Origin of the sequence: Streptomyces sp. NPDC005266, from assembly GCF_040607655.1 — a bacterium.
Lineage (GTDB): Bacteria > Actinomycetota > Actinomycetes > Streptomycetales > Streptomycetaceae > Streptomyces.
Genome location: NZ_JBEXHC010000006.1, coordinates 362874 through 375042 on the forward strand (window position 1 = coordinate 362874; position 12169 = coordinate 375042).

General features: G+C 70.5%; 6 protein-coding genes and 1 pseudogene. 4 read left to right on the forward strand and 3 right to left on the reverse strand.

All coding sequences use genetic code 11. The annotated features are described in order from the left end of the window. The first annotated feature begins 7 nt into the window (after window positions 1–7). Window positions 8–946 (forward strand): sigma-70 family RNA polymerase sigma factor, encoded by a 939-nt coding sequence (locus tag ABZU99_RS15280; RefSeq protein WP_356043256.1) that lies wholly within the window; start codon window positions 8–10, stop codon window positions 944–946. Window positions 947–1385: 439 nt separating this feature from the next. On the opposite strand, the pseudogene ABZU99_RS15285 reads toward ABZU99_RS15280, so the two are convergent. Continuing rightward, window positions 1386–1742: pseudogene (locus tag ABZU99_RS15285) on the reverse strand (type I restriction endonuclease subunit R); the annotation flags it as partial. A 620-nt stretch (window positions 1743–2362) separates the two neighbouring features. On the opposite strand from ABZU99_RS15285, the gene ABZU99_RS15290 reads away from it, so the two are divergent. Beyond that, window positions 2363–4264 carry a DUF2075 domain-containing protein gene (locus tag ABZU99_RS15290; RefSeq protein ID WP_356043259.1) on the forward strand — a complete coding sequence of 634 codons (1902 nt, stop codon included), beginning with the start codon at window positions 2363–2365 and terminating at the stop codon, window positions 4262–4264. Window positions 4265–4360: 96 nt separating this feature from the next. Here ABZU99_RS15290 and ABZU99_RS15295 read toward each other — a convergent pair whose 3' ends face one another. Beyond that, window positions 4361–6574 carry an N-6 DNA methylase gene (locus ABZU99_RS15295; RefSeq protein WP_356043378.1) on the reverse strand — a complete coding sequence of 738 codons (2214 nt, stop codon included), beginning with the start codon at window positions 6572–6574 and terminating at the stop codon, window positions 4361–4363. Between the two features lie 269 nt (window positions 6575–6843). Between ABZU99_RS15295 and ABZU99_RS15300 the strand changes: the two genes are divergently transcribed. Further along, on the forward strand, window positions 6844–7425 hold the full coding sequence (locus tag ABZU99_RS15300; RefSeq protein ID WP_356043262.1) for a hypothetical protein: 582 nt from the start codon (window positions 6844–6846) through the stop codon (window positions 7423–7425). A gap of 185 nt (window positions 7426–7610) precedes the next feature. Continuing rightward, window positions 7611–10991, forward strand: a complete 3381-nt coding sequence (locus ABZU99_RS15305) for an AAA family ATPase (RefSeq protein ID WP_356043264.1) — start codon at window positions 7611–7613, stop codon at window positions 10989–10991. 80 nt (window positions 10992–11071) lie between these two features. Here the strand turns inward: ABZU99_RS15305 and ABZU99_RS15310 are convergent, their stop codons facing one another. After that, complete coding sequence (locus ABZU99_RS15310; protein ID WP_356043267.1) at window positions 11072–11995, reverse strand: aminoglycoside phosphotransferase family protein; 924 nt, start codon at window positions 11993–11995, stop codon at window positions 11072–11074. Between the last annotated feature and the right edge of the window lie 174 nt (window positions 11996–12169).

Below are 12169 nucleotides of genomic sequence, written 5' to 3' on the forward strand. Positions count from 1 at the left end.
GCTCCTCATGGACGCCGCAGCCGTCGATCGGTTCGAGGCCAGCCGGGGCCGGCTGGCCTCGCTCGCGTACCGTCTGCTCGGCTCGGCCACCGACGCCGAAGACGCTGTGCAGGACGCGTTCCTGCGCTGGCATGCCGCGGACCGCGAACGTGTCGAAGTGCCAGAGGCGTGGCTGACCAAGGTCGTCACCAATCTCTGCCTCGACCGGCTCCGCTCGGCGCAGGCGCGCCACGAGCGAACGGCCGGTGCCTGGCTGCCCGAGCCACTCCTGGAGGGCGACCCGATGCTCGGCCCGGCCGACACCTTCGAGCAGCGCGAATCGGTGTCCCTGGCCGTCCTGACCCTCATGGAGCGCCTCTCGCCCATCGAGCGGGCCGCCTACGTCCTGCGCGAGGCCTTCTCATACCCCCACTCCGAGATCGCCGGGATCCTCGACATCACCGAGTCCGCGAGCCAGCAGCATGTCCACCGGGCCCGATGCCGGATCGCCGCCGAGCGCCGCAGCGGCGGCGAGGTGGACCCCGCGTCCGCACGCCGGATCGTCGAGGAATTCCTCGCCGCCGCCACGTCGGGGCGAATCGAACGGCTGGTGGCGCTGCTCACCGACGACGCGACCGCGGTCTCGGACGGCGCCGGACTGGCCAGGCGGCTGCTGCGGTACAAGACGCGCAAGCGCGTCGCCTCCTATGTGCGGGCCGGCTTCAAGCCCACTCCGGCGAAGCGGCGGCTGGCCGGCGGCTCCCCCGCGTTCCACATTGCGCTGGTCAACGGCTCCCCGGCCGTCCTCGCCGTGGTCGACGACCGGGTCGTGGGCGCTGTGGCGTTCGAAGTCAGCGACGACAAAGTCGCGTCCCTGCGCGGCATCGCCGCCGCGCACCGGCTCGCGCGCCTCAATGACGCCTGGCGGCAGCACGAAATCGACGCACCGGCCATCAACGCATGGTGACCAGAGTCACCGGAATCCAGTGACCTGAGTCGGAGCGAGGACAGCACCCCTTCAACCCCCCCCCCCCCCCGCACTGCACAGCCAGCTACGTTCGATTCCGGTCGTTCCGACCACCGGCCTTCTTGGCTCGTCGCAATCGAGGGTGTTGCTGGGGACCAAATCCGTCAACCGGGCCCCATGGCTGACGGCCGCCGCTCATCAACCTTCCTCGTGGCGTTACTCGTTGTCCCCGAGCCAACGGAGCGCTCGCTCGGCAATCCCGCTGGAAAGCTTGCCCGTCGCCGATCTGGCCTGGCCGAGGGTCTCGCTACCGACGCGCCAGGCGGCATCGACGCCCTTTTCTCCTGCCTCGAGCACCTTGTCCCTCGCCTCCGCGGCCGCGTCCGTCCATCGTCTCTCCTCCGAGGACTGGCGTCCGGACTCGATGCCGAGCCGGACGTCAGTCGTCCAGGCCCTCCTCGCGGCGGATCATCCGCCACGCGGCCTTGCGGGCGCTGCGGTCCAGGCTGGACTTGAAGCCCTTGTCGGGGCCGAAGTACTGGCGGCCCATGCCCGCGATGGTGTCGATGTGGTCGGCCATCTTGTCCGCGAAGACGTTGTCGAAGACGAGGCCGAAGTTGTCCTCGTCGTTGACGACGGCCGCCGCCCGCACCTTCGGGTCGGCCTTGGCCTCCTCGAACGGGCGGATGACGTCCTGCTCGGTGAACTCGGTGCCGAAGCGTTCGTTGAACTTGTCGATCAGCTGCGAGAGCAGCGACTTCTCCGCTTCCTTCGCGCCGCCCGAGCCGTCGCCGAAGCACAGCAGCGCGCTCAGCGGCGCGCCGCTCCTCGCGCTCCGCAGGGTGGGAGTGCGCGGGGCCTTGGGGAGCGGGGCCGTCCCGCGTGCGGCGTCTGCCGCGTAGCCGCACGTCGCCTTGGCCAGGGCGCCACCCACCACCGCACCAGTATCACCAGCCGCGGGCCCCGCCGATCCGGCACGCAACCCGGACCTACGGCATCAAACCGGGACTATGCCGGAGTTGGCTGAGGTCGATCTCGACTAGCTCCACGCCGTCGTCCGCGCGGCGCGGCAGTCGGTTGAGGAAGTAGCGGCCGTAGAGCTGCAACCGCTCCAACTCGGAGACTCTCTGCCGATGTCAGAGGTTCCCATAATCGCGATTATGAGATAGGCGCCAACGACCTCTGAATGCCCGCCTTCGAGCGCCTTCGCCTCAGGGTCTCAACGCTGGCCGGACGCGAAAGCGGTCTGCCCGCCCGATCTGTCCGTAATGCGGCCGATGTGTCTGTGACGGAGCCACCTACTTTCATCGCCCTTGGGGTTAGTGTTGACCTTGTCGTCACTGCGGCCCGACGGGCTTCCGCCTCTGGACATGCCCCCACCCGCACGAGCTATTTCGTGCTGCCTGGGGGCATTACTTGCTGGTCCGCGAGTCCGCTGCCGCGGTCGCTGCACAGAGCCTGGCCGGTTCACTGGCCTTCCGACTGACCGATCAATTCGTGCACATACATGGCTACAAGCCAGGAGCCTCGGAGGTCCGCTCCTGGGAGCGGAGCATCCCAGTATTGGCCAACGCCCTGGTCGACGCGGGGCTCGGCGACGTCGAGATGCTGCTGGAGTACAGCCTGCCGCTGAACAGCAAGCGCGCCGATGTCGTCCTGGCCGGTCTGCACCCCAAAAGTCACGAGCCGTCGTACGTTGTCGTGGAGCTGAAGCAGTGGAGCAGCGCGGAGCCGGAGGATGATGAGCCGCTGTTGTGTCGCCTGGACGCGTACGCGAGGCCGGTACTGAACCCGATCGAGCAGGTGCGAAGCTACTGCGAGTACCTGGTGGCCTTCAATGGCGCGGTGTCCGAGCACCCGGAACGCGTTGCCGGGGCAGCGTACCTCCACAACGCCACTCGGTTCGGGGTGAGCGGGCTGTACGAGGTGGAGCAAAGCGAATTCGGGCGGCTCTTCACCGCCGATCAGCGTGGGGAGTTCCTGGGCTTTCTGCGGTCGAGGCTGGCGCCGGAGTCCGGCGCAGTCGCCGCCGACGAACTGCGGGACGGGAAGATCGGGCCGTCGAAGCAGCTGATGGCCGTGGCGGCCGACGAGGTGCGTGACCGGGAGCAGTTCGTATTGCTCGATGAACAGCGGGTGGCGTACGAGTTGGTGCTCAACGCCGTCCGGCGAGCGCAGCGTTCGAATCACAAGGAAGTGATCGTAGTCACCGGCGGTCCCGGGACAGGAAAGAGCGTCATCGCGCTTTCCCTCCTCGGCGAGCTGTACCGGAAGAAGATCACCGCGCTGCACGCGACCGGGTCCAGCTCCTTCACCACGACCATGCGGAAAGTGGCCGGGGCCCGCAAGCGGGAGGTTCAGGAACTGTTCAAGTATTTCAACAGCTTCATGACCGCCGAGCCCAACGGCCTGGACGTCCTGATTTGCGATGAGGCCCACCGCATCCGCGAGACCTCCGCAAACCGCTACACGAGGGCAGTCAACCGGACAGATAAGCCGCAGATCGCAGAGCTGATCGACGCGGCGCGGGTGCCGGTCTTCCTCCTGGACGAGCACCAGGTGGTGCGTCCCGGTGAGATGGGGACGGTCGAGGAGATCAAGGCGGCTGCAGCGGCCCAGGGGTTGCAGTGCCGGGTCGTGCCACTGGACAGCCAGTTCCGCTGCGGCGGCAGCGATGCGTACCTGCGATGGGTAGTGCGCCTGCTGGGACTGCAGGCCGGCGGACCGGTGGTGTGGGAGCCTGACGGCAAGATGCAGCTGGCGGTGGTGGACTCACCGCGGGAGCTGGAAGCGTTCCTGGAGGGCTGCCGCGCTCAGGGATACGGGGCTCGGATGTCGGCCGGGTACTGCTGGAAGTGGACGAAGAAGGTCGCGCCCGGCGAATCGCTCCCGCTCGATGTGCAGATCGGGGACTGGGCCCGCCCGTGGAACGTCTTCGGTGACCGCGCGGTGGCCGGCGCTCCCCCGAGTGCGCTCTGGGCCACTGACCCGGCCGGCTTCGGTCAAGTCGGCTGCGTCTATACAGCGCAGGGGTTCGAGTTCGACTGGAGCGGTGTAATCATCGGGCCCGATCTGGTATGGCGCGGCGACCGGTGGGTGACGGACCGCACGGCGTCCAAGGATCCGGTGTTCAAGAAGTCGACACCCGACGCCGACGTGGATCGGCTGATCCGGAACACGTACAAGGTGCTGCTGACACGAGGCATGGTTGGCACGGTCGTCTACTCGACGGACCTCGAGACCCGAGCGAAGTTGCGCGAGTTGGCGACAGGTGCATCGGATTCGCTGCTACCTGCGGGAGGTGCCGCACTGGGATAGCCGCAAGAGGTCCCGGCTTCCTTCCGAAGAGCACCGTCCGGGCGTGGGACGGCAGGGATCCAGTGTCGTCGTGTGCGGTGGGACGCGTGGGGTGTTTCAGGCGGAACGGCTGTCCGGGGTGTCCGGTGGCAGGAGTACGCCGGCGGTGAGGCCGGTGGTCAGGGTGGCCGCGGTGTCGGCGGCGAGGTCGGCGGTTCGGCGGACGGCCGCGCGCAGCTCGTACACGCGGCGGAAGGCCTCCCCGTAGCGCCGCTGTTCCTCCAGGGGCAGCAGCGGTACGCGCAGCCGGCCCGGTGTGACGTGCACGAGGGTGGAGCCGGTGGACGCGGAGGCGATGTTGTCCTCGGCGCCGAGGAACCCGGCAAGGAACCACGGGTCGAGGCGGGCCGGGTCGGGGCGCAGTAGGTGGACCTGCGGACCGAGCAGGGCTCCGGCGTCCCGGTCGTCCGCGACCCGGGTCATGGCGGCCGCGTCGGCGCCGCCCGCGACGGCGCGTACGAGGACGTCCCCGGCGGCGACGGGCTGCGCGGCGTCCGCGTGGAGGTCAACGGCCCCGGTGGACGGGGGGTTTGCGGCCGAGATGTCCTGGGCGGTGAGGACCGGCCGGTCCACGGTGGGGGCGGCGCTGCCCTTGGAGCCTCGTGTTCCGGGCGTCGCCGCCCGCAGCACGGTCAGGGCCCCGCCGCGTGCCAGGTCGGAGACGGTCGCCGTACGCCACTCGCGGGCCGAGGCCCCGGACGGCTGCCACCCGCCGGACGCGGAGGCGGCCGCCAGGGCGGCGACCTGCTCGGCCAGTCGGCCGTGCAGGTCGTGGACGCGGCGGGACAGGGCGGCCGGGTCGATGTCGGCCGCGGTCGCCCGGACATGGCGGGCCGGGGTGACGTCGACGACATCGTCGAGGAGGTCGACGAGCGGCACCGCGCGGGCGACGCCGGGCTCGTCGGCGTAGGTGTCGGGGGCGGTGGTGAACGCGGCCCACTGGCCGAGGACCCGATCGGTCAGCCCCGCCCAGTCGAAGGAGGAGGCAGAGGCGGAAGAGGCAGAGGCAGAGGAGGCGGCGGAAGAGGAGGAGCCGGATCGGCGGGGGCGTGAGCCGCCGCGGGTGCCGGCGCCGGCCGTGGCCGTGTCGGTGGCGGACGGCGTGCCCGCGGCGCCGTCCCGCTGTTCGCCCTCCCCGTCGACGAACAGCACCGTCGTACGGTCCGTGCCGCCCGGCTCGGGGCGTTGGAACACCCAGATCTGCAGGCCGATGTGGAGCGGATACGCGGCACGCGCCGGGAGTGAGACGACGGCGCGCAGGGCCCCGCTGCGGATGAGTTCCGCGCGGATGCGGCGGCCGGAGGAGCGGAAGGCGAGCGCGGGCGGCAGCAGCATGACCGCGTGGCCGCCGGGCTCCAGGTGCGCGAGAGCGTGTTGCACCCAGGCCAGTTCGGATTCGAAGCGGGGCGGGACCCCGTACGCCCACCTCGGGTCGTAGGCCAGCTCGTCATGACCCCAATCACGGTCGGCGAACGGCGGGTTGCACAGGACGGCGTCCACGGTGACGTCGGGGAAGGCGTCGGCGCGCAGGCTGTCGCCGACGCGGATCGCCGTCTCGGCCTCGGGTGCGGCGAGCAGCAGCCGGACCGCGGTGCGCCGGCCCTGGACGGGGAGCGAGTCCTGCCCGAACAGCTCCCGTGCGCCCTGCCGGGCGGCGGCGGCGAGGAGCGTGCCGCTGCCGCAGGCGGGGTCGAGGACGCGGGACGCGCCGGCGGGCAGGAGCCGTGCCATGAGCAGGGCCAGGCCCTCCGGGGTCTGGTAAACGCCGCTGGCGGCGCCCTCGTCCAGTTCGCGTTCGGCGAGGACGTCGACGGCGGCCTGTGCCCCCGCCTCACGGACGCAACCCAGCAGCGCGCGGACCGCGCCCGCGTCGTCCGGACCGTAGCGGACCGGCTCGGCCTCGGGCACGGCAGCCGGGAGCTCGCCCGCGGTCTTCTCCGCTTGGGCGATCAGCTGGTCGTCGGGCACGGCGGTGAGCTCGGCCAGCTCCTCCGGCGTGCGCCGGGACGCGGCGGCCACCAGTGGGAACAGTCGCGCGGCCACACCCGAGCCGGGTCCCAGTAGCCGTAGCGCCGTACGCAGTTCCTCGGTCGGCGAGGCGGTGGAGGTGTGCCCACGTCCCCGCAGCCATGCCTGGACGGCCGTCAGGTCGTAGAGCGGGCTGGCTTCCGTGCCTGCGCTGGGGGCCGGGAAGTCGTCGTGGCGGCGGCGCCAGTTGCTGACGGTGGCGCGCGTGACCCCTGCGATGCGGGAGATCTCGGCGGCCGTCACGTGCGCGGAGGGCGCCGGCTGGGCTGGTGGCTGCTGGGGCATGGCGTGGGGTTCCGCACCTCTCGGGCCAGTCGGGCAGTGGACGGTTAACAGACTACAACGACCGTCAAGTCCGTGAAGCTGATTGACGGCGCTTTCAGTAGCATGCTTATCTAGTCCTGCTTCCGAGTGGAAGCGGCGGCCCGGGTGCTCTGTTGTGTCCGTGCCGCGCATCGGATCTCTCCACTCACGGCCATCGCCCATCGCGCATCGCAACAGGAGGAACCCAGATGACCACCCAGCCCCCGCAGCAGCCGGGATACGCGCAGCAGCCGGGATACCCGCAGCCTCCCGTGCCGCCGAAGAAGCGGTCCAAGGCCAAGCTGGGCTGCCTCGGCGTCCTGGCCGTGATCGTGATCGGCGGTATCGCGTCCGCCGTGGGGTCCGGCTCGGACGACTCCTCGGCCGGCGCCGCGTCCTCCGCTGCGTCTACCGGGTCCTCCAAGGGCACCAGCTCCTCCAAGAGCCGTGGGTCCTCCAAGGCGACCGGCTCCTCCAAGACCGCCGCGCCCCAGCAGTCCACCGTCGACGCCTTCAAGGCGTACGTGAAGAAGCACGAGTCCGCGAAGACGCGGGAGGCCGCGGCGCACGTCACCAAGGTCCAGGGCGCCGACAAGAACAACGACATCATGGACACGGCCGACATCTACACGGACTACACCGGGGACCTGGTCAGCGCGGACGCCGGCAACGCCAAGCTGCTCGCCTCGGCCTTCGCGGACTTCCAGGCCGGCCGGGGGAAGGCCAGCAAGAACGGCCTTGTCACCGTCTACAACGCTGATGGCGACATCCTGAGCAACGGCAAGTACTGACGTGGTAGCCGGAGCCCGCTCCGTCCCGAACCCGCCTGTCGAACCCGGCAGTGCCTGATCCTGACCGACTCCACCGCCGACCTTCTGACGACTTGTCACAGTCGGCCTCTGACGGTTCTTTCACCGGTGTACGGGCGCATGCCCGGCGCAGCACCCTTCGGGGCACTGCGAGGGAGGGGATACACATGGGCACCACCACGCGCGACGAGATCATCGCCATCGAGCAGAAGGCGGTGGACCGCGCATACGACTGCTACGCCGCGCGGCTGGCCGAACTGACCGGGGGGTCGGTCGCCTCGGCCTCCGCAAGCGGCAAGGACAGCGTCGCCAACCGTCTCGCGGCCGAGGAGCGAGCCGCGGCGTACGGAGGTCTCGGCAACGCATCGCTGGTCATCAGCCGCGTAGACGTGCGGGACGGCCCCGGTGGGGAGCCCGAAACCTGGTACGTCGGCCGGCGTGCCGTTTCCGACGTCCGCACCCGCGATACCGTCGTCGTGGAGTGGACCAACGCGCTCGCGAAGAAGTGGCTCGACGCGCTGCCGGACGCTCCGGGGGAGGTGCTCCTGCGGCGGCGGCTGCACTGCACGCAGCGCGTCGTCGAAGGCTATGCCGACGACATCTCCGTCGCCGTCCCCGCCCCGCGGCCGGCCGCGGACGACGCCCGTCCGGAGTCAGCGGCGGCAGACTCCGCCACCGACGTACAGCGGCCGGAAAAGGCACAGCCGCCCGTCCTCACCCCCGCCGACATCGCCCGCCTCCATCGTCAAAAGCCCCAGCAGCCCGACGACTTCCTGCTGCGCGAGCTTCAGCGCTCTCGCAGCGGCAGCATGCGAGACATCGTCGAGACCATACGCCGTGACCAGATGGCTCTGGTCACCGGTTCGCCCTCCGACATCCTCGTCGTGCAGGGCGGCCCGGGTACCGGCAAGTCGGCGGTCGGTCTGCACCGCGTGACCTGGCTCGTCAACAACGGGCACTTCACAGCCCAGGACGTCCTCGTTGTCGGCCCCCATCAGCGGTTCCTGGACTACGTGAGCCAGGTGCTGCCCACGCTCGGCACCCGGAACGTCAACGCCGTGCAGGTGACCCGCTTGTGGGATGGCGAGATCCTCGGCATCGACACCCCCCAGGCGCGGGTGGTGAAGTCCGATGAGCGTATGGCGGCCGTCCTGCGGCGGCGCGTCGAGATCGAGTGCCGTCCCGAGGCCGTCGACGAGTTCACCACCACTCCCTCTTACGACGGGGCCAAGCCGGAGCTCACCGTCACCGTCGGCAGCACGACCCTGCGTGTCCTGCGCTCCGAGGTGCTCGCCCTCCTCGAGGACGTGCGCCAAGGCGATGGCTCCTACCGTGAGCGCCGCGACCGCTTCCGCGGCCTGCTCGTCGACCGCCTGCTGCGGGAACTCGTTGCCGTCGCCCCTCGCCGCAGCCGCGACGACACGATCCGCCGCGACCTGGAACGCAACCGTCAAGTCGAGCGCCTGATCGAACGTGTCTGGCCGTCGCCGGGCGCCAGGGAAGCCCTCCGCACCCTCTACGACTCGGAAGATCTCCTGCGTACCTGCTCCGAGGGCATTCTCGACGCCGCGGAGCAGGCCGCTGTGCACCGCCCTCGGGCTGATAAGGCCGACGCCGATCCCTGGACGCTCGACGACCACGTCTGCCTCGAAGAACTGCGGTATCTCATCACCGGGCAGACCCCGCAACGGTATGGGCACATCGTCGTCGACGAGGCACAGGACCTGACACCCATGCAGGCCCGCTCCCTGCGCCGGCGCTCCGCGGCGCACGGCTCCATGACCATCCTCGGCGACCTTGCCCAGGCCACCGGCCCCCACACCCACACCGACTGGGACCGCCTCGGCACCCTCCTGTCCGACCACGGCGACTGGCGGGTAGCCGAGCTGACCACCAGCTACCGCGTGCCCGCCGAAATCATGGGGTTCGTCGCCCCTCTGGCCCGTACCGTCGCCCCCACACTGCCGTACCCGCAGGCCGTGCGCGCGGTCGGCGAGGACGCCGTACGGACGGTCGCGACCGAGCCGTGGAAACTCCTCGACGACACCGTGGCCCAAGCCACCCGCCTCATCGGCACCAGCGATGGACACACCCTGCGCTCCGTGGCGGTCATCGTCCCCGACGACTCCGGCTGGCTCGACGAGATCAGCCGCCACCTGGACCTGGCCGACGGCATCACCGAGCAGGGACGCGAGGCGGTGTCCGTGCTGGCTGCCGCCCAGGCCAAGGGCATGGAGTACGACCACGTCCTCGTCGTCGAACCCGCCACCATCGCCGACCGCGGCCCGGCCGGCCTGCGCCAGCTGTACGTCGCGCTCACCCGCAGCACCCAGAGCCTGACCGTCCTGCACACCTCCCCGCTCCCGGAGGCCCTGACGAACACCGACGGCAGCAGTACCGAATCAGCACCCACCGAAGGCGAACCAGGCATGGCAGACGGTGACGTCCCCGAGATCGGTACGGACATCCGAGTCCGCGTGATCCGCCAGGCACCCGGCGGCCGGTACCGGGTCAAGGCCCTGTCTCCCGCGATTGATGTCCCTTTGGTCCTGACCGTCCGCCACGGCTCGGTGCCCCCGCGTCCCGGCGAGGAACTGGACTGCTGGGTGTTCGCCCACGAGACGAACCACTGCCTGCTCACCGCGGACCAGCGTGGTCGCCAGCCCATCTCGCCCAGAATGGCGGAACGCTACGTGGCGGCGCTCGGCGTTTTCGACGACCTGACGAACGGTGACGGAACCATTCCGGGGAACGCCCGTGATCGTCTGTCTGAGCTCAAGGGCATGGCCAACCGCGTCCTCCGCCGCGACCAGGCGGATTGGGTGGACGTGCGTCGTGTGCTCGGATGCCCGGACAAGCACCGCCTCAGCCTCCTGCGCGACCTCGCGGCGCACACCAACAGCATGCTCAAGGACAACAACCTGGACGTGAACCGACTCCAGGCGGACCTGGCACGCGCCGGCTGGGCCCAGGCCCTGGACGAAGCCCGGGAGGCGGTCCAGCACCGCCGGGCCGCCATGGGTGAGCCCGAAGCCGACAACGCACCCGCCTCCGCTGAACAGCAGTCCGAGCAGAAGGAAGCCGAGCCCGTGACCTCCGCCGAAGACATGCCCGCCACGCCGGCGCCCGCGAAGGGGCTTCTGCACTCGCTGGAGACCGCGGCGGCCGCCGACCGCACGTGCAAAAAGCACGAGGCGGTGCGCCATGCCCTCAAGGCGGCCCTGCTCTGGGCGGACCTGCAGCCGACCGACTCCCCGGTCATCGATGTCAGCCGCATCGCGGAAGACGGCCACTTCCTCTACGAGGTTCTCGGTGCCGGCCGCTCCGCCTACGCCGACCTCCGCTCAGGAGCCACCCGCCTCCTGGAGATCAACCACACCCTGCCCGCTCCTGCCGACCGCCTCTATCTGGTGCTCTCCGAACCGCCCGCCGAGGACTGGTCGGCCGACACCTTGTACGGCGTCTTCGGGGTTCACGTCCTGTGGCGCACCCCCGACAGCTGGGGCGGCCAGGACGCGGAAACCGCCCTGGGCTCCGGCCAGGCGTAACCCCTGCCGACAGGAGCGCGAGGCGCCCATGTTGGGTTTGGGGCGGTTTGGGGGTGTGTTGCGCTTGGTGGGGAAGTGTGTCAGTGGCGGGGCAGCGCCTCGGCCACGGCGGTCTGGGAGGGGTCGATGGTGGTCCGCCCGTCCTCGATGTCCCACAGCGTGTTCTGCAGCAGCCGGGCCAGGGTCCAGCCGGCCGCGCGCTGGCGGTCCAGCCCGAGTGTCTCGGTCAGCAGGTCGAAGCGGCGCCGCACCACCCGGGGCGCGCCCCCGGTGGCGTGGAGCTTCTCCCAGCCGGTGTCCAGCGCCGGCCACAGGTCGAAGCCCGGGTCGCCGACGAGGGGTTCGGGGTCGATGGCCAGCCACGGCTCGCGCTCGGCGGCGAGCACGTTGTCGTAGTGCAGGTCCCAGTGCAGCATCCGGTCGCCGGGCTCGCCGGCCAGCTCGGTGACTGCCGACGCCCAGCCGTGCAGCCGCCGCTGGTCCTCGGGGTCCGGCAGGGCGGCGACGGCCGCCGGCACGGACGCCAGCATGTCGCGCGCGACGTCACCGAGGCCGCGCAGGCCCTCGGGCGCCGGGACGGAGTGCAGCCGGGCCATAAGTCCGGCCAACGTGCTCATGGCCACGTCGTCGTCCTCGACGGAAGCCAGGGTGCATGAGCCGTCCAGGCGTTCCAGCAGCACGGCGCCGCTCTTCGGGTCGTGGTCGAGCAGCCGCACGATGCCGTCGCCGTTCCACGCCTGCAGTCCGATCAGCGCGGCGGTCGTCTGCTCGCGGGGCATCTGGAGTTTGAGCGCGGCGCGGGTGTCGTCCGTGCGGCGCACCGGCACCACCAGTGAGGCCTCGCCGGACCCGGTGCCGCCGTCCCGCTCCAGTTCCCATCGGTCGAGCAGCTCCGCCACCAGCGCGGGCAGCCGGGCGATCCAGGTGCGTTCCTCTTCACCACCGTTCCTCGTGTACGACGCGATCAGGGCGTCAGGGACTTCGATACCCTGCGGCGAACTCATGGGGGTTGTCCTTTGGAGGAGTGGGCTTCGCGCCGCGCCCACGGTTGAGGCGAGGCCGGCATCAAGATCGCGACCTGGATCACCGACTGGTACAACCCACACCGTCGGCACTCCGCCTGCGACTGGCTGCCACCCATCGCGCGACCCGCCATGGCGACTCCCGGCTCAAGACCG

What these genes read in the sequence shown, in the direction of transcription:
- ABZU99_RS15310 (WP_356043267.1), bottom strand. Translation starts at nt 11,995, where the DNA reads ATGAGTTCGCCGCAGGGTATCGAAGTCCCTGACGCCCTGATCGCGTCG.
- ABZU99_RS15305 (WP_356043264.1), top strand. Translation starts at nt 7,611, where the DNA reads ATGGGCACCACCACGCGCGACGAGATCATCGCCATCGAGCAGAAGGCG.
- ABZU99_RS15300 (WP_356043262.1), top strand. Translation starts at nt 6,844, where the DNA reads ATGACCACCCAGCCCCCGCAGCAGCCGGGATACGCGCAGCAGCCGGGA.
- ABZU99_RS15280 (WP_356043256.1), top strand. Translation starts at nt 8, where the DNA reads ATGGACGCCGCAGCCGTCGATCGGTTCGAGGCCAGCCGGGGCCGGCTG.